15 protein-coding genes and 1 riboswitch are annotated in these 17480 nt (G+C 72.9%); of the genes, 11 read left to right on the forward strand and 4 right to left on the reverse strand.

What is annotated here, in order from left to right; translation table 11 throughout:
• Window positions 1–2 precede the first annotated feature (2 nt).
• Window positions 3–491, forward strand: coding sequence for a CAP domain-containing protein (locus ASD18_RS17690; protein WP_056095365.1), 489 nt, complete (start codon window positions 3–5; stop codon window positions 489–491).
• Here ASD18_RS17690 and ASD18_RS17695 read toward each other — a convergent pair whose 3' ends face one another.
• Window positions 492–911: a VanZ family protein gene (locus ASD18_RS17695; RefSeq protein WP_056095368.1), complete on the reverse strand. Its 420-nt coding sequence runs from the start codon at window positions 909–911 to the stop codon at window positions 492–494.
• Window positions 908–1327 carry a VanZ family protein gene (locus tag ASD18_RS17700; RefSeq protein ID WP_056095371.1) on the reverse strand — a complete coding sequence of 140 codons (420 nt, stop codon included), beginning with the start codon at window positions 1325–1327 and terminating at the stop codon, window positions 908–910. Before ASD18_RS17700 ends, ASD18_RS17695 begins: the two co-directional genes overlap by 4 nt.
• Before the next feature lie 56 nt (window positions 1328–1383).
• On the opposite strand from ASD18_RS17700, the gene ASD18_RS17705 reads away from it, so the two are divergent.
• The 5 genes from ASD18_RS17705 to ASD18_RS17725 all read left to right on the forward strand — a co-directional run bounded on the left by ASD18_RS17705 (window position 1384) and on the right by ASD18_RS17725 (window position 10532).
• Window positions 1384–1806, forward strand: a complete 423-nt coding sequence (locus ASD18_RS17705) for a MarR family winged helix-turn-helix transcriptional regulator (RefSeq protein ID WP_056095374.1) — start codon at window positions 1384–1386, stop codon at window positions 1804–1806.
• On the forward strand, window positions 1803–3134 hold the full coding sequence (locus tag ASD18_RS17710) for an MFS transporter (RefSeq protein WP_056095377.1): 1332 nt from the start codon (window positions 1803–1805) through the stop codon (window positions 3132–3134). Before ASD18_RS17705 ends, ASD18_RS17710 begins: the two co-directional genes overlap by 4 nt.
• A 170-nt stretch (window positions 3135–3304) precedes the next feature.
• Window positions 3305–7759: a carboxypeptidase regulatory-like domain-containing protein gene (locus tag ASD18_RS17715; RefSeq protein WP_082574225.1), complete on the forward strand. Its 4455-nt coding sequence runs from the start codon at window positions 3305–3307 to the stop codon at window positions 7757–7759.
• Between the two features lie 135 nt (window positions 7760–7894).
• Window positions 7895–9724, forward strand: coding sequence for a DUF4012 domain-containing protein (locus ASD18_RS17720; protein ID WP_056095382.1), 1830 nt, complete (start codon window positions 7895–7897; stop codon window positions 9722–9724).
• A gap of 103 nt (window positions 9725–9827) precedes the next feature.
• Window positions 9828–10532 carry a hypothetical protein gene (locus ASD18_RS17725; protein ID WP_056095385.1) on the forward strand — a complete coding sequence of 235 codons (705 nt, stop codon included), beginning with the start codon at window positions 9828–9830 and terminating at the stop codon, window positions 10530–10532.
• Between the two features lie 57 nt (window positions 10533–10589).
• Here ASD18_RS17725 and serC read toward each other — a convergent pair whose 3' ends face one another.
• Window positions 10590–11723: a phosphoserine transaminase gene (gene serC, locus ASD18_RS17730; protein ID WP_056095388.1), complete on the reverse strand. Its 1134-nt coding sequence runs from the start codon at window positions 11721–11723 to the stop codon at window positions 10590–10592.
• Window positions 11724–11863: 140 nt separating this feature from the next.
• Between serC and ASD18_RS17735 the strand changes: the two genes are divergently transcribed.
• The 4 genes from ASD18_RS17735 to ASD18_RS17750 all read left to right on the forward strand — a co-directional run bounded on the left by ASD18_RS17735 (window position 11864) and on the right by ASD18_RS17750 (window position 15624).
• On the forward strand, window positions 11864–12568 hold the full coding sequence (locus ASD18_RS17735) for a metal-dependent transcriptional regulator (protein WP_056095391.1): 705 nt from the start codon (window positions 11864–11866) through the stop codon (window positions 12566–12568).
• A 292-nt stretch (window positions 12569–12860) separates the two neighbouring features.
• Window positions 12861–13026: riboswitch (cyclic di-AMP (ydaO/yuaA leader) on the forward strand.
• Window positions 13027–13028: 2 nt separating this feature from the next.
• Window positions 13029–13808: a C40 family peptidase gene (locus ASD18_RS17740; protein WP_056095393.1), complete on the forward strand. Its 780-nt coding sequence runs from the start codon at window positions 13029–13031 to the stop codon at window positions 13806–13808.
• A 288-nt stretch (window positions 13809–14096) separates the two neighbouring features.
• A complete protein-coding gene (locus tag ASD18_RS17745) occupies window positions 14097–14558 on the forward strand; it encodes an HNH endonuclease (RefSeq protein WP_056096423.1) in 462 nt (153 codons plus the stop codon).
• Window positions 14559–14685: 127 nt separating this feature from the next.
• Complete coding sequence (locus ASD18_RS17750) at window positions 14686–15624, forward strand: universal stress protein (RefSeq protein WP_056095396.1); 939 nt, start codon at window positions 14686–14688, stop codon at window positions 15622–15624.
• Here the strand turns inward: ASD18_RS17750 and ASD18_RS17755 are convergent.
• Complete coding sequence (locus ASD18_RS17755; protein ID WP_235522464.1) at window positions 15621–16094, reverse strand: Lrp/AsnC family transcriptional regulator; 474 nt, start codon at window positions 16092–16094, stop codon at window positions 15621–15623. The genes ASD18_RS17750 and ASD18_RS17755 overlap by 4 nt on opposite strands.
• Before the next feature lie 187 nt (window positions 16095–16281).
• Between ASD18_RS17755 and ASD18_RS17760 the strand changes: the two genes are divergently transcribed.
• On the forward strand, window positions 16282–17427 hold the full coding sequence (locus ASD18_RS17760) for a hypothetical protein (RefSeq protein WP_056095401.1): 1146 nt from the start codon (window positions 16282–16284) through the stop codon (window positions 17425–17427).
• Window positions 17428–17480: the final 53 nt, after the last annotated feature.

The following is a 17480-nucleotide window of genomic DNA, read 5'->3' on the forward strand; positions in this document are numbered from 1 at the left end:
CCGTGGCCCGCAAGGGGGCGCTCGGCTGGGTGCTCGTCGTGCTCGGCGTCGCCCTGGCCGTCGTCGCGGTGCTGCTGGTCGTGCGGCCGGACCGGGGTCTGCAGCCGTGGTCGCCCGACGGGGCCGACCCGCAGGAGTACGCGTCGCAGCTGGTCGCGGAGACCAACGAGGCGCGCGCGGACGAGGGACTGCCGGCGCTCACGGTCTCGGAGTGCGCGGTCGGCGAGGCGGACCTGCGGGCGGAGGCGCTGGTGGGGGAGGAGCTGGAGCACGCTCCGATGACTGCGGTGCTCGAGGCGTGCCCGCCGTCGACGGTGGCGGCCGAGAACCTGTCCCGCGCGGCAGCGACCCCGCACGACGTCGCCGATGCCTGGCTGGCCTCGGCGGGCCATCGCGCCAACCTGCTGGACCCGAGCCTGGAGCAGGTGGGCATCGGCTGCCTGCTCGACGACGGGGAGATGCTCTGCTCCCAGGTGTTCCTCGGGCCGTAGTCAGCGGGCCGGGACGGGTTCCTGCTGGCGCGTGCGGGCGGCCAGCAGCACCGCGACGCCCACCGCCGTCCCCAGCGTGTTCGCGACGAGGTCGCGCACGTCGGCCACCCGGTCGGGCAGGAACAACAGCTGCGCCAGCTCGATGGCCACCGAGGTCGCGAGACCGAGCCCGACGACCGTCCACGGGCGGAGCCGGGTGAGCAGCGCGACCAGGAGGCCGAACGGCACGAAGAGCGCGATGTTGGCGACGAACTCGGTGGCGCTGTAGGTGAGCGGGAACCCGTGGACGTCGAGCCAGGTGAGCACGGTGCGGACCAGGTCGAAGCCGTCGTCGGGCCCGAGCTTCGGCCAGAGGGTCACGCGGACCAGGCCGGCGAGGTAGACGACGAACAGTGCCGTCTGCACCCTGCGCGCGGTCATGCGGGCGCCGGCCTGCGGACCAGCAGCGACAGCCCCACGCCGATCGCCGCGCCAAGGGAGTTGCCCAGCACGTCCCGGGCCGACGGCTGCCGGTAGGACAGCCCGAACGCCTGCACGACCTCGATCCCGACCGACAGGGCCACCAGCGCGACGAGCACCACCCACCAGCGTCGGCGGGGGACCAGCAGGGCGCCGAGGAGCCCGAGCGGGACGAAGAGCGCGATGTTCGCGGCGAACTCGGCGGCGTGCACGTTGAGCTTCTCCGGCAGGCCGAGCACGTGCAGGCGTCCCAGGCCGCGGGCGATCGGCGCGTCGAGCGCGTCGTGCAGGTGCCACGGGTTGAGCACGAGCACCGCGGCGGCCACGAGCGCGCCGACGAGCAGCCCGATCACCACCCGCCGCTGCCGCTCGTCCATGCCGACAGCGTACGGGCAAGTGTCCTTACGCAAGGTAATGAGTTAGAGTAAGGATCATGCCCTCAGCCTCCGCCCTCGCCGGTGAACTCCGGATCGCCGTCGGCCGGGCGTCCCGGCGCATCCGGGCCGAGCGGGGCGAGGCCGGCCTGACCGATCCGCAGTTCACCGTGCTGGCGTGGCTGACCAAGGACGGCCCCCTCACGCCGGGGCAGCTGGCCGAGCGCGAGCGGATCCAGCCGCCGTCGATGACCCGCACGGTCAACGGCCTGGTGGAGCTGGGCCTCGTCGCCAAGTCGGAGCACCCGACGGACGGCCGGCAGGTCGTCGTCACCCTCACGGACGCGGGCGTCGCCGAGGTCAACGAGACCCGCCGACGCCGCGACGCCTGGCTGGCGGAGCGCCTCAGCAAGATGACCAAGGACGAGCGCACGCTGCTCGCCGACGCCGCCGAGCTGCTGCGGAGGATCGCCGCCTCATGAGTCCCACGTTCTCCTCGCTGAAGTTCCGGAACTACCGGCTGTGGTTCGCCGGGGCGCTGGTGGCGAACGTGGGCACCTGGATGCAGCGCGTCGCCCAGGACTGGCTGGTGCTCACCGAGCTCACCGACGAGTCCGGCGTGGCCGTCGGCATCACCACCGCCCTGCAGTTCGCGCCCGTGCTCCTGCTGTCCCCGTACGCCGGTCTGCTGGCGGACCGGGTGGACCGCCGCAAGCTGCTCATGGCCACGCAGGTGGGCCAGGGGGTGCTCGCCGCCGGGCTGGGTGTCCTGGTCCTCAGCGGGCACGCGCAGCTGTGGCAGGTGTACCTGTTCGCGCTGATGCTCGGCTGCGTCACCGCCATCGACGGACCGGTGCGTCAGACGTTCGTCGCGGAGCTGGTGCCGGCGTCGAAGCTGGCCAACGCGGTGGGCCTGAACAGTGCGTCCTTCAACGCCGCCCGGCTGATCGGTCCGGGCGTCGCCGGCCTGCTCATCGCGGCCGTCGGCACGGGCTGGGTGTTCCTCATCAACGCGGTGACGTTCTTCGCGACGATCCTCGCGCTCACCCGCATGCGGACGTCCGAGCTGAGCCCGATGCCCACCACCGCTCGGGCCAAGGGCCAGCTGCGCGAGGGCATCGCCTACGTGCGCGGGCGCAGCGACATCATGGTGATCATGGTGGTCGTCGGCGTGGTGTCCACGTTCGGCCTCAACTTCCAGCTGACCAGCGCCATGATGGCGCGCAGCGAGTTCGGCAAGGGCGCGGGGGAGTACGGGATCCTCGGGTCGGTGCTCGCCATCGGCTCCCTCACGGGTGCCCTGCTGGCAGCCCGGCGGGAGCGGCCCCGGGTCCGCCTGGTGATCGGCTCCGCGTTCGCGTTCGGGATCACCACCGGCGTGATGGCCCTGATGCCCACCTACGTCGCGTTCGCGATCGCCTGCATCCCCGTGGGGCTGGCGTCGCTGACCATGATGACCGCGGCCAACGCGACCATCCAGCTGAGCACCGACCCCGCTGTACGCGGGCGCGTGATGGCCCTGTACATGATGGTGTTCCTGGGCGCGACGCCCATCGGGTCGCCCATCGTCGGGTGGATCGGTGAGACGTACGGCCCGCGCTGGGCCATCGGCATCGGCTCGATCTCCGCGCTGCTCGTCGCCACCGGTGCCGCGCTGTGGGCGTGGAAGAAGTGGGACGTCACGGTGCGGTACCACGTGCGCACCCGGCCCCACCTCGAGGTGCTCTACCCGACCCTGCCCGACCGCCGCGCGGAGACCGCCTCCCGGCTCGCCACCCAGGAAGCCGCGGACCGCCAGACCGCCGCCTGAGAATTTCACCCGCTCGGTTGCCCGGGTATATCACCATTGCTCGGTCCGGGGTCGCCGAAGCCCCGCGCGATGTCGGAACGCACCGCTACCGTCCGCCTTGGTACACGCACAGCGCGCGTCCAGGCGGCCTCCCCGAACGGGCAGCACCCGCCGTTCCGAAGGGGAGAAGCATGCGTCGAACGAGCCCGGTCAGGGCCGACCGGTGGAAGGCGGGCGGGCGACGTCTCGCCGCCATGGTGGGCCTCGCGGCCCTGGTTGTCGGGGGCGCATCGCTTCCTGCGGCCGCGACGATGCCGGGCAACGGCGCCATCGCCGGCACCGTCTCGGTGCCCGCGGGTGAGTCGCCGTCGGCGGTCGCCGTGAGTGCACAGTCGACCGCGACCGGCGAGTGGAACTACTACTCGTGGAACGCGAACGAGGACGGCACGTACCTCCTCGACGACGTGGAGCCCGGCACCTACCGGGTCGAGTTCAGCACCATGGGTTCGAGCGACCTGATGGGCGAGTTCTACGACAACGCTGCGACGTCCGCCTCGGCCTCCGTCGTGACGGTCGTGGCCGACCAGACGACCGCCGTGAGTGCCGCACTCGGGCTCGGCGCCAGCGTCGACGGTCGCGTCACCGACTCCACCGGCGCCCCGGTCGTCGGGGCGTCGATCTCGGTGACCCCCACGGACCTCATGGGCATGGGCCGCTACGCGACCACCGACGAGAACGGTGAGTACCACGTCGGCGGCCTGCGATCCGGCGACTACCGCATCTTCGCCTCGTCGTGGGGCTCCGCACTCGTGGACAGCTACTACGGCGGGTCGAGCCCGGCCGCGCAGATCGTCCCCGTCGCCGACCTCGCACAGCTGCAGGGCAAAGACATCGTGATGCCGGTGGCCGCGATCGTCACCGGCCGCCTGCTGCACGCCGGCGCACCGGTCTCCTGGGCGTCGGTGAACTTCACCAGCACCACGGACGGCACGATGACGACGGCCCCGACCCTGCTCGACGGCACGTTCTCCAAGAACCTCGCGCAGGGCACCTACGTCGTGCGGTTCGACCCTCCGTACGGCGGTGGCATGGTCACGCAGTACTGGCAGGGGGCAACCACCCAGGCCGGCGCGACGCCGCTCACGGTCGTCGCCGGACAGACGACGCCGCTCGGTGACGTCACCTTCGCGGACGGCGGCGCGATCACCGGGACGGTCACGGACGCCGCGGGCGACCCGGTCGCCGACGCGAACGTGTTCCTCTCCCCCTCGACGGGAGGTGCCATCGTGGGGGCGACGACCGGGGTCGACGGCACGTATCGGGCCGCCGGCCTGACGGCCGGTTCTTACCGGGTGCAGTTCCAGGGCGCGACGGGATCTCTCCTGCGCGGTGAGTACTACGACAACGCCCACGAGTACATGGATGCCGATCTCGTGACCTCCACGGGCTCGGGCACGGTCACGGGCGTCGACGCCCAGCTCGAGCCCGCGGGCGCTGTCGAGGGCCGCGTCCTCGACGCAGACGGTCACCCGGTGGCCAACGCCTGGGTCATGGCGAGCCCGCGGTTCGCCGGGGCGGGCTACGTGAACTCGACCACGACCGACTCCGAGGGGTACTACTCCCTGGGCGGACTGGCGCCGGGCAGCTGGGCCTTCCAGGTCCAGGCGCCGACGGGCAGCGCGTGGGCGAACGAGTGGTACCTCGACGCGGGCGGCTCCGACTCCGCGACGCCGGTCACGATCACCGCAGGCGTGCGCACCGAGCTCGAGGATGTCGCGCTCGAGCGCGGGGTCTCGCTCACAGGACGCGTGCTCGACCCCGACGGCGTCGCGGTGCAGGGCGCCTTCGTGTCCGCGCACAGCAGCGACGGCATGAACCTCTCGGCCTCCACCGACGCGACCGGCACGTACACGCTGCGCGGCCTGCGGCCGGGGGCGGTGTCGCTCTACGTCAGTGCGCCCATGAGCTCTGACCTGCTCTCCGGTTACTACCCGGACGGCGGCGTCCCCGAGTCGCCGCAGAAGATCACGATCGGCACGGGTCCGGAGCAGCAGGTGCCCGACACCCGGCTCCAGCGCGGCGCGATCGTCTCGGGCACCATCACGCGACCGGACGGGACCCCCGTGCGCAACGCGGCGGTCTGGGTCGAGAGCGTCAGCCCTGCCGGCTACGGCGGCACGGGCAACACGGACGAGAACGGTGACTACCGTGTCACGGGCATCCGTGCCGGGGACGTGACCGTCCTGGCCAGCGCGACCCTCAGCGCGGAGCCGTGGGGGTCCGACTACTCCGGCGTCGGCACCTACTACGCCGGTGCGACCGGCACGCCGCGCTACTCGCACGCGACGCGCCTGCCCGCGGCGGTGGGCGCCCCCGTGGAGAACATCGACATCGCGCTGCCGCCCCGGGGTTCCGTGGTCCCCGAGGTGGAGATGTCCCTTGCGCCCAGCACGCCGGTGAACGGTCGCCCCGTGACCGTCACGATCGACGTCTCCGGAGCCTCGGGCACGCCCTCCGGCACCGTCGACTTCTACGCCAACGGCCGGTATGCGGACGCCGCGCTGAACGCGCAGGGGCGGGCGTCGTTCACCTTCACACCCGATCCCGCGATCGAGTACTTCGAGCTGAACGCCCTGTACAGCGGCAGCGCGACCTATGACGAGGCCTGGGGCTCGGTCGAGTTCGACCCCGGCGAGCCCGCGCCGGCCCCCACCGTCGCGGCTGTCTCACCGGCCACGGTCAGCGCGGTCGGCGGTACCCAGGTGACGATCACGGGCACGGGCTTCGACCCGAGCGCGAGCGTCACGGTCGGCGGGGCTCCGGCGACCGGCGTGGTCGTCGACTCCGCCACGTCGCTGCGCGCGACCGTCCCGCCGCACGCGGCGGGCGAGGTGCCGGTCGTCGTCACCACCGAGCTGGGCGGCGCGAGCAGCCCGGCGACGCTGACGTACGCACCCGAGCCGACCGCGCTGGCGCTCACCAGCTCGGCGCCGTCCGTCACGGTCGGCCAGGCGGTCACGTTCACCGCGACGGTCACGTCCGCCGCGGGCACGCCGACGGGCCTGGTGCAGTTCGCGGTCGACGGCGGGACCCCGGTCAGCGTGCCGGCGGTCGCAGGCGTCGCCTCGTACTCGCCGACCGGTCTCGCGGCCGGGACGCACTCGGTCACGGCCTCGTTCGCGGGTGACGGCACGTACGGGGCGAGCACCGCCACGCTCGCGCAGTCCGTCGTCCCCGCGGGTCCGACCGTCTCGACGGTCTCGCCCGCGGTGGCGACCACCGACGGGAACGTCCGCGTCACCGTCACCGGGACGTCCTTCACGGGCGCCACGGCGGTCACGTTCGGCGACACCCCGGGCACGGGCCTCGAGGTGGTCTCGGCCACGCAGGTCTCGGTCGTCGCCCCCGCGCACGCCGCGGGCACGGTGCCGGTCCGGGTGACCACGCCGGCGGGGACCTCGACGACGAGCGCGTCGTTCCTCTTCGTCGACGTGGCGGACGGTGTGGTGTCGCAGACGCCGCAGCGCGCGGTGAGCTCCCCGGCCGTCGTGCCGGGTACGCCCACGTGCGTGCAGATCGCCGGCACCAACGGCGTCCCGGTCGGCGCGTCGGGCGTGGTGCTCAACGTGACGACGGTCCACCCGTCGGCGCTCGGCTACGTGGTCGTGTACCCGGACTCCGACGGCGCCGGTGCCACCGCGCCGCCGGCGGGCTCGACCGTCAACTTCGAGCCCGGCGCGGACGTCGCCAACGCGGCGTTCGTGCAGCTGCCCGCCAACGGCAAGGTCTGCTACTTCACCAGGAGCAGCGGCACCGTGGGCGTGCTCCTCGACGTCACCGGCTTCACCATGCCGGACGCGGGGATCGTCACGCAGGCGTCCCGGCGGCTCGTCGACACCCGTGCCGGGTCGGCGCACGTCGGCACGGTCAACGGACCCGTGGCACCGCGCACGGTCCAGACGGTCCAGGTCACCGGCGTCGCCGGGGTGCCGGCGGACGCCAGCGCCGTGATCCTCAACGCCACGGTCACCGGGGCGACCGCGCAGGGCAACCTGCGGGTCTTCCCGGCCGGCCAGGCCGTGCCCAACGCGTCGGTGGTCAACTTCGCCGCCGGCAAGGACAAGGCCAACGCGACGATCGTCGACCTGCCCGCCTCGGGAAAGGTGTCGTTCTACTCGGACACCACCGCCTCCGTGGGCACCTCGCCGGTCCAGGTGATCCTCGACGTCACGGGCTACGTGGTCGGTGACACCACGTACTCGGCGCTGACGCCGACCCGCGTGCTCGACACCCGGCCGGGCACCGGTCACCTCGGGACGATCGCCGGCGCCCTCCAGGCCCGGACGGTCTACCAGGTGCACCTCCCGGGCACCGGGGGCATCCCGGCCGACGCGTCGGCCGTCGTGCTCAACGTGACGGCGATCGGCCCGTCCGCGCTCGGCAACCTGCGGGTCTACCCGAACGCGACCGGATCGACCACCCCGCCCACGGCGTCGACCATCAACTACGTGCCGGGACGCGACGTCCCGAACCTCGTGGTGGTGGCGCTGCCGGACGACGGGATCGTCAACCTCTACTCCGACATGTCACCCGGCGGGACGGTGCACGTGGCCGCCGACGTGGTCGGGTACATCTCGGGGAGCTGACGAGCGCACGACCACCACAGGTCCGGTCCGGGGAACTCCTCGGGCCGGACCTGCGGCGTCCGTCCGGGTGGATGCTCGGGTGAAGAGGACGCCCAGGCATGTCGTCCGAGATGTCCGAGATGTCACGATCAGTGGGTGAGTGCCACCGTCGACGAGCCGCGCGCGCCTGAGGCGACCGCGCCCGGCGACGAACCCACCGTCGAACCTCCCCGACGCCGCCGCCGAACTGCCCGCCGCATCGCGTTCGGCATCCTCGTCGTCCTCGTCGTGCTGGTGGTCGCCGCCGGCTGGCTGGCGTTCCGCGGCTACCAGGCCGGCACCGCGCTGCTCTCCGCCAAGGACGTGGTGGTCGACCTGCGCAGCGTGGTCGGTGACGGTGACACGCAGCAGATCGAGGCCCGCCTCCCGGAGATCCAGGCGGATCTCGCGGCCGCCCGCCGGGCGACGTCGGACCCGGTGTGGCGGGTGGCCGAGCACGTGCCGTGGGTGGGCGCGCAGCTCGAGGCCGTCCGGGTGGTCTCCGTCTCGCTCGACGACGTGGTGCGCGACGCGTTGCCGGCCGTCGGGCGCATCGACGACGTCCTGCACGCCCAGGAGGCGCGCGGCACGGACGGTCGGATCGACCTCGCCCCCCTGGTGGAGGCGGCCCCGGACATCGCGGCCGCCGCCGCGAGCGCCCACACGGCGCAGGCCGCGGTGGCCGCGATCGACACCGAGGCGCTCGTCCCGCAGCTCGCCGGGCCCGTGACCCAGCTGCAGGACGGGCTGGCCCAGGTCACGGGTGCGCTCGACGCGGGCGCCCAGGTGGCCGCGCTCCTGCCGCCGATGCTCGGCGTCGACGGCCCGCGCACGTACCTCCTGGTCTCGCTGAACTCCTCGGAGCTGCGCAGCGCCGGGGGGATCGTCGGGGCGTTCGCCGTGCTCAAGGCCGACGACGGCACCATCGACCTCACCGAGCAGCGCACCACCGCGGACCTGCCGGGGATCGAGACCTCGATCCTGCCGCTGAGCGACGAGGAGCTGCGCTTCGACACCGACCGGCTGGGCCGCTGGGTGCAGAACGCGGTGATGACCCCCGACTTCCCGCGGAGCGCCGAGCTGCTGACGGCCCGCTGGGAGCGGGACATCGGCACGCACGTGGACGGGGTCATCGCCACCGACCCCGTGGCGGTCTCCTACCTGCTCGGCGCCACGGGCGCGGTCACGGAGCCGAGCGGTCAGCAGATCGACGCCGGGAACGTCCTGCAGGTCCTGCTGCGCGACGCGTACCTCACGTTCGGCGACGACGCGGCCGCGGGCGACGCCTTCTACACGGGGGTCGCGTCGACGATCTTCCGCGCGGTCGGTGCCGGCCAGGGCGACTCGCGGGCCGTCGTCGACGCGCTGGCCCGGGCGGGTGCCGAGGGCCGGCTGCGGATGTGGTCGGCGCACCCCGAGGAGCAGAAGAGGCTGGTGGCGACGAGCGTGGGCGCTGCCTTCCTCACCGGCCCGTTCCCGGACGCCACGGGGGTGTTCCTCAACGACGGCACCGCGGGTAAGCTCGGCTACTACCTGAGCACTGCCGTGACGGTCGAGGACCTGCGCTGCGACGGCCCGGAGCCCACCGCGACGGTCCGCCTCGACCTCGACTACCGGCCGCCCGCGGACGTGGCGACGTTCCCGCGGTACGTCACCGGGTGGAGCTTCACCTCGCTGCCGACCGGGTGGCTCGCGACGAACATCACCGTGTACGCGCCGGTGGGTGCGCCGCTGGAGGCGCTCGGGCGGAACGAGGGCGCCGTCTCCGGGGGCACCGGGCAGTCAGCCGGCCGCAACGTGCAGGTGGTGACCTCCTGGCTCGAGCCCGGCGCGCGGGAGACCTACCGGTTCGACGTGCCGGTCCGCGACGGCCGGGTCGACGTGTGGACCACGCCCACGCTCACCAGCCCAGGCCTGGTCACGGCGACGTGCTCCCCGGGAGAGTGAACGGGCGAAACGTCCGAAATCACCCGTTATGCCCATGTGTAAACCCCCGACGGCAGGACACAATGGGGACCGAAATGTCCGATTAGCCGACAGGGGCACGATCATGGTCAGGCTCGTACGGGGCGCGGTCGTCGCGTTCCTCGCAGTCTTCGTCGCCCTCGCCGGCGCGCTGCCCTCCTCGGCGGAGGGCCCCAGCCCGTCGCCCTCCGTCTCCGAGACGGCCGAGCCGGTGTACGGCTGCATCGACAAGGTCGACGGCTACGGCGCCCCGCGCGCCTGCCAGCTCAACGTGCTGGTCAAGGCGCCGGTCTGCGACAACGACGTGCCGAAGCTGAACTACGCGCTCGAGGTGATCGGCTCGCCGAGCACCACGACGACGATCACCTTCGTGAACCCCAGCGGTCCTGACGTGATCTACGCGGACCAGCCGCTCAGCGGCACGGTCAACTGGCCGGGCGCGGTGGCCGGTCCCGACGGGCGCGGCATCGACTGGCCCGGCTGGACGCAGCTGTCCGACGGCTCCTGGGTCGAGGGCGACGAGTTCGACTGGGTGCGACCGAGCGTGCAGGTGCTGTTCCAGGTGAACCCCGAGGCCACCGTCACGGTCGCGTACCCGCCGTCGACCCCCACCTGCAACACCGACCCGGAGGACAGCGAGGTCCTCGTCGACAACCCGACGGCCGCCGTGCTCTCCGCCACCGGCTCGGAGGTCCAGCCGCTGCTGCTGGCCGGCGGTGCGCTCGTCCTGGTCGGCGCGCTCGCCGTGGCGCTCGTCTCGATCGCCCGTCGCCGCCGTCCGACGGCCTGACCCCCACAAGCACACCGACTCCGCCTCCCGCGCTGACCGCGGGAGGCGGGCCCACGCTCAGACGAGCTGGTCCACCACGTGGTCGACGCAGGCGGTGAGGGCCAGCACGTCCTCCGGTTCGACCGCCGGGTACATGGCCACGCGCAGCTGGTTGCGGCCCAGCTTCCGGTAGGGCTCGACGTCGACGACGCCGTGGGCGCGCAGCACGCGCGCCACCGTCGGGGCCTCGATCTCGGGGTCGAGGTCGATGGTGCCGACGACGTTGGAGCGCAGCGCGGGGTCGGCGACGAAGGGCGTCGCCCAGTCGCGCGAGTCCGCCCAGCCGTACAGGTGGCCGGCCGACGTCGCGGTCCGGTGCGCGGCCCAGGCCAGGCCGCCGTTGCCGAGGATCCAGTCGAGCTGCTCGGCCAGGAGCACGAGGGTCGCGATGGCCGGCGTGTTCAGCGTCTGGTCGAGCCGCGAGTTGGCCAGGGCCGTGGTGAACGAGAGCGACTCGGGGATCCACCGCCCGCCCGACTCGAGCCGGGCGGCACGTTCGATCGCGGCGGGGGAGGCGGCGGCGAGCCACAGGCCGCCGTCGGAGGCGAACGACTTCTGCGGCGCGAAGTAGTAGACGTCCGTCTGGGCCACGTCGACCGCCAGGCCCCCGGCGCCCGACGTGCCGTCGACGAGGACCAGCGCGCCCTGCGCGTGCGAGCCGGCGACCCGGCGCACGGGCGCGGCGACGCCGGTGGACGTCTCGTTGTGCGGCCACGCGTAGGTGTCGACGCCGTCCGCGAAGGCCGGCACCGCCACGCCGCCGGGTTCCGCGCTGGTGACCACGGGCTCGCCGACGAACGGGGCACGGGTCGCGGCGGCCGCGAACTTGGCACCGAACTCGCCGAACGTGCCGAACGCCGCCCGGTCCTCGATCAGGCAGAGGGTCGCCACGTCCCAGAACAGGGTGGAGCCGCCGTTGCCCAGCACGATCTCGTAGCCCTCGGGCAGGTCGAACAGGGCGGCGAGCCCGGCTCGCACGCGTCCGACGAGAGCGCGGACGGGGGCCTGCCGGTGCGAGGTGCCCAACAGCTCCGCGGCGGGTCCGGCCAGCGCGTCCACCTGGGCGCGCCGGATCTTCGAGGGGCCGGAGCCGAAGCGGCCGTCCGCGGGCAGCAGGTGCGCGGGGATCGTGATCTCGTGAGCATCGGGCACGTCGCTGAGGTTAGTTGGTCTGGCGGACAGTCGCGGACCCCGCCCCCGACTGTCGGCTCGACCAACTAATCTGTGACAGCGCGCGCCCCATCCCGGCTGGGGCCTCCGTGCGACGACGACCCGACGCGGGAGGCCTTGCAGTGAGCGACCTGATCGACACGACGGAGATGTACCTCAAGACGGTCTACGAGCTCACCGAGGAAGGCATCACCCCCCTGCGCGCCCGCATCGCGGAGCGGCTGGGGCACTCGGGGCCGACGGTCTCGCAGACGGTGGCCCGCATGGAGCGCGACGGGCTGGTGGTCGTCACCGGCGACCGCCACCTCGAGCTGACGGAGCTGGGCATGAGCAAGGCCGTCCGCGTCATGCGCAAGCACCGGCTGGCCGAGCGCCTGCTCACGGACGTCATCGGCCTGGAGTGGCCGTACGTGCACGAGGAGGCCTGCCGCTGGGAGCACGTGATGAGCGAGCGAGTGGAGAAGCGGCTCGCGTCGCTGCTCGACCACCCCCACTTCGACCCTTACGGCAACCCGATCCCGGGCCTGGGGGAGATCGGCGAGGAGACCACGCACGTGAGCTTCCTCGACGGCGTCACGTCGCTGGTGACCTACCGCGGCGAGCAGGGTGCCGACGGCGTCGAGCGGGCCGTCGTGGCCCGCATCGCGGAGCCGCTCCAGGTGGACGTCGAGCTGCTCACGCGGCTGGCGGAAGCCGGGGTGCTCCCGCACCAGGAGATCGCCATCGAGCGCAGCCTCGGCACCGTGACGGTGTCGACGCCCGGGTCGGAGACCGTGCTGGACCTGCCCGAGGACGTCGCGCGGCACATCTTCGTCGGGGCCCGCTGACCCGTCTGAGAGGCCCCTGGGCGGCCCCTGGGAGTGCTCCGTCCCGCACGACCGTGATCTTCGCGATCCCTCGTGGGTGTGATCCGTGCGCGCGCTCCCACGCCTCTGATCGGCGTCTTTGCAGGTCACCTCGGAGTTCGGACCACGCGTCCAAGACGCGTGTCCGACAAGAGCAGAGATTTCCGTGATCGGAACGTGACAATCGCCGCGGGCGTCCTGTACGTTCGACCTGCTTCTCCAGAACCCTCCTCCGGAGAAGCCCTCGAGCGGAACGCCTAACCCTGCCGCCGCCACGAGGTCCGCACTGACCGCCGGCAGGGGCGGGGGACCCAATTGCGGGCACCGGAAGTTCGGTGTCCTTGGGGTGAAGCCGGAGATCCGATCTCGATCGGGGACACGGCCGGGTGTTCTCCCACCCGAACCCGACAGCTGACCTCGTAGGCATCAGGAGAGGCAACGCGTGACCGTGAGCACCACTCGCGCCCGCCATCGTGCGGCGCGCCGTCCATCGACGCCCTTGACCGAGTTTGCTGCAGCCGCCTCGGACCAGATGGGCACCGTCGGACGCCGTACAGCCGTCGTCGCCGCATCGTCGGGCCTCGTCGTCTCGATGCTCGGCTCGCCCGCCAGCGCCGCCCCCGGTGGTGACGCAGGCGCACTCCCCGCCGTGGACACCGCAGCGCTGACGGCCTCGGCCCGCGCCGTGCTGAACACCGCCCCCGTCGTGACCGCCCCGGTCGAGGCCGCGTGGACGTTCGACGCCCCGGTCGTGACGGCCGAGACGCCGCCGCCCCCGCCGCCGGTCAAGGTGAAGGCCGCCGTTGCGTCGCGCAGCACCACGCGTGCCGCCACGACCACCGCCGCAGCCGCTCCGGCGGTCGCCAACGCACCGGCCCCGTCGTCGGTCTCCGGCAACGCGGTCCTGGAGATCGCGGCCCGCTACGTCGGCACCCCGTACCTCTCCGGCGGCACCACCCCGGCCGGCTTCGACTGCTCGGGCTTCACCAGCTACGTGTTCGCGCAGCTCGGGATCTCCCTGCCGCGCACCTCGGCCGGACAGAAGGCTGCGGGCACCATCGTCTCGCGGGCGGACGCCCAGCCTGGTGACCTCATCTGGAGCCCCGGCCACATCTCGATCTACGCCGGCGGCAACGAGCAGATCGACTCGCCCCGCCCGGGCAAGACGATCCAGTTCCGCGCCATCTGGCAGAGCTCGCCCGTCTTCATCCGGATCGGCTGACACCGAACCGCGTTCTACGACGAGGCCCCGACGACATCGATGTCGTCGGGGCCTCGTCGGTTTCCTGCGGCCCTCCGCACCGACCGGCGCGTACTCTGGCCGTGCACCACGCTGTTGCTTCGCTTCGCCGGGCCGGCAGCCAGCCGGTTCGACCCCCGAGGTCGGGAGAACGCCGTGCTCATGAATGCGTCGAAGCTGTCCACCGAGGCCGTCGGTGGGGCAGCCACTGAGGTCGGCTCACCAGGGCTGATCGCGTCCGGAGCACGCACCCTGCTGCTCAACGCCAGCATGGAACCCCTGTGCATCGTGAGCCTGCGGCGCGCCGTGGTGCTCGTCATGTCCGGCAAGGCGACCGTGCTCGAGACCGACGGTCGCCTGCTGCACTCCGAGCACGTGTCCGTGCCCCTCCCGGTCGTCCTGTGCCTGACGCGCTACGTGCACGTCCCGGTGCGCCGCCCGGTGCCCCCCACCCGCCGCACGGTGCTGCAGCGCGACAACCACCGCTGCGCCTACTGCGGCGGGGGAGCGGACACCGTGGACCACGTGAACCCGCGCTCGCGCGGCGGCCGCCACGAGTGGACCAACGTCGTCGCCGCCTGCGTGCGCTGCAACCACCGCAAGGCCGACCGCCTGCTGCACGAGATCGGCTGGGAGCTGCCGTTCGTCCCTCGGGCTCCGCGGTGGTCGGTCGCGTTCGGCACCACATCGGTCCGCTCCGAGCCGCTGTGGTCCCAGTACGTGGTGGCCTGACTCTCGTCTTCGTCAAGAATCCACCAACGTATGGCATCATTCCGGCTACTCACGGGTGCATCGGCGCACTGGTGGGAGACACTGGGACGAGCGCACGGTGGGCTCGGCACGAGCACGGAGGCTCCGGATGACGCGTGACGATGTGGTCCTCGTCGGGGTGGACGGGTCCGCGGCGAGCCTGCACGCGCTCGACTGGGCGGCCGCGCAGGCCAGGGCCCACGGGTGGGGCATCCGGCTCGTCTGCAGCTACTCGCTCCCGTCGTTCACGGCGGCCTCGCTCGACGGCGGCTATGCGGCGCTCGACGACACGGCCATCCAGGAGGGCGCCAAGGCGGTGCTCGCCGAGGCCACGCAGCGGGTGGCACCCCTGGGGATCCCCGTGACGGCCAAGGTGCACACGGGCGACGCCGCCGGCGTGCTCGTCGACCTGTCGCACCAGGTCCGGCTCGCCGTCGTCGGCACGCGGGGGCGCGGCGGGTTCGCGGACCGGCTGCTCGGCACCGTCTCGTCGGCCCTGCCGGCGCACGCGTACTGCCCGACCGTCGTCGTGCCCCTGCGCGAGGGCGGCCGGACCCTGCCCGACGACGCCCCCATCCCGGCACCGCGTCCGGTCAAGCGCATCGTCGTCGGCGTCGACGGCTCTCCCCAGGCCGAGCACGCGCTCCGGTACGCCATCGGGGAGGCCGAGGCGTGGGGCGCCGAGCTGACCGCCGTCGCGGGCGTGCCGGTGGGCTCGATGACCGGGGTGCTGGCGTGGCTGCCGGCCACGGTGGACCACGAGCAGGTGCTGCGGGACGTCACCGAGGGTCTGCACGTGGTGGTGGACCGCGCGCTGGTGGACCACCCGGACGTGACGGTCCGGCGGATCGCGCTGGACGGCACGGGCGCGGAGCTGCTCACCGAGTTCTCGGTGGCCACCGACCTGATCGTCGTCGGCTCGCGCGGCCGCGGCGGGTTCGCCGGGCTGCTGCTGGGCTCCACCAGCCAGGCGGTGCTGCACCACTCCGACTGCCCCGTCATGGTGGTCACCAACCGGTGCGCCACCGCGGAGGCCGTGGCCGGTTAGCCCTCCGGGGCCGGCGGGACGTCCGGGCGGCGGACCAGCGCCGAGAGCACCACGGTCGAGCGGGTGCGCGCCACGAACGGCTCCGCGGCGAGCCTCTCCACCACCCGCTCCAGGTGCCGCATGTCCCGCGCCCGCACCTGCACCATGAGGTCCACGTCCCCGGTCACGGTGCTCGCGGCGACCACCTCGGGGTAGTGCTCGACCGCCGCGCGCATGGTCGCCGGGCTGGTGGAGCCCTGGCAGAACAGCTCGACGAAGGCCTCGGTCTGCCAGCCCATGGCCGCCGGATCGAGCCGGACGGTGAACCCGCGGATCACCCCGCGCTCGCGGAGCCGGTCGACCCGGCGTTTCACGGCCGGTGCGGACAGCGAGACGTGCTCTCCCACCTGCGCGAACGTCGCACGGGCGTCGAGTGCGAGCACCCGAAGGATGGCGGTGTCGAGGGCGTCCAGCCCGGAGTCGTCGGTCACGGTCACATCATCGTCGGTCGGGCCCCGATTGGTGTTAGCCCGAAAGAACTGACAACCTGCACCAGGCACTACTCCGAACGGGTGATTCACCAAAAGGGGCATCTGGCCTCAAGCCGGACGCTGTACGTGCCGAGATGAGAGGGAGCCCCGGTCACGCCGCATGCAGGGGTCCCGCGAAGGAGGCGACGTGGTCAAGGACACCAAGAAGCTGCTCGACGTCGTGCCGAGCCAGCGACCGTCGGTCATCAGTGCACCCGTGCCGGTGGTCGACGACGTCCCCACCCAGGTCGATGTCCCGCACCAGCGGACCGCGCCGTCCCCGCTCGTCGAGGAGACCGCGGCCCGCATCGCCGCCGTCCGTCGCTCGGTGTGGGTCGGCCTCGCGGCCGGTGTCGCGATCGCCGTGGCCGCCGGGGGTGGCGTCTACGCCGCCGAGCAGCAGGCCCAGACGGCGCGGGCCAAGGCGCTCGAGGCGGACCTCCGCGTGGACCAGTCCGTGCAGGCCGCCGCCCGCGACGCGGTCGTGGAGCGCCAGACCGACGCCGTCGTCGCGCAGACCGCGTACGTGAGCAGCCGCGCCGCCGCGACGGCGAGCGCACAGGCCGCCGTCGACCACGCGAACGCCGTCCTCTTCGTCGTCCCGAATGCGGGCGACGCCTCCCGCACCGCCCTCGCGAGCGCCAGCGGTGCCGTGGGTACCGCGCTCACCGCGTCCGACGTCAGCCTCGCGTCCCTGCGCTCCCTGGTCGCCGGGGTCGCTGCACCCGAGAAGGCCGCCGTCGACGCGCAGGTCGCGTGGCAGGCCGCCGAGACCGCCCGCATCGCCGCCGAGCAGGCCGCCGCTGCCGCCGCCGCGCAGGCCGCTGCCGCCGCCCGGTCCACCACGAAGGCGCCGACGCGGTCGACCGCCCGTTCCACCGCCCCCACGTCCGGCTCCGCCGCCGCGCCCGTCGCGCCGTCGGTGGGCATCCCGAGCGGCGGCAAGGTCTGCAGCGGTTCCGGTGGGTCCGGTGCCGGCGAGTCGAGCGTCTCGGCGATCGGCTCCGCGATCAACGCCTACCGCGCCTCCCTCGGCCTCTCGCAGCTGTCGGTCTCCCGCAGCGGCAGCCTGGTCAGCCACGCGATCACCATGGCCAACGCGGGCGGCATCTGGCACTCCGGCGGCGACAACATCGTGGCCTGCGTGAGCAACGGCTCGGCGTCCTCGATGGTCTCCGCCTGGTCGCGGTCCGCCGGTCACGACGCCCAGATGCGCCGCACCGACGTGTCGAGCATGTCGGTCGGCGGCGCCGGCCTGAACGGCTGGCTCTTCGGCGCAGTCCGCTTCAGCTGACACCCGCAACGTCCGAGCATCTGGTTGCCCTGGCAGCCACATGCTCGGACGTT

The sequence above is a fragment of the Cellulomonas sp. Root137 genome, assembly GCF_001426725.1.
Lineage (GTDB): Bacteria > Actinomycetota > Actinomycetes > Actinomycetales > Cellulomonadaceae > Cellulomonas.

Coding starts and splice junctions, on each gene's coding strand:
- ASD18_RS17700 (WP_056095371.1), bottom strand. CDS start 1,327: ATGGACGAGCGGCAGCGGCGGGTGGTGATCGGGCTGCTCGTCGGCGCG.
- ASD18_RS17750 (WP_056095396.1), top strand. CDS start 14,686: ATGACGCGTGACGATGTGGTCCTCGTCGGGGTGGACGGGTCCGCGGCG.
- ASD18_RS17715 (WP_082574225.1), top strand. CDS start 3,305: ATGCGTCGAACGAGCCCGGTCAGGGCCGACCGGTGGAAGGCGGGCGGG.
- ASD18_RS17745 (WP_056096423.1), top strand. CDS start 14,097: ATGGAACCCCTGTGCATCGTGAGCCTGCGGCGCGCCGTGGTGCTCGTC.
- ASD18_RS17710 (WP_056095377.1), top strand. CDS start 1,803: ATGAGTCCCACGTTCTCCTCGCTGAAGTTCCGGAACTACCGGCTGTGG.
- ASD18_RS17725 (WP_056095385.1), top strand. CDS start 9,828: ATGGTCAGGCTCGTACGGGGCGCGGTCGTCGCGTTCCTCGCAGTCTTC.
- ASD18_RS17705 (WP_056095374.1), top strand. CDS start 1,384: ATGCCCTCAGCCTCCGCCCTCGCCGGTGAACTCCGGATCGCCGTCGGC.
- ASD18_RS17695 (WP_056095368.1), bottom strand. CDS start 911: ATGACCGCGCGCAGGGTGCAGACGGCACTGTTCGTCGTCTACCTCGCC.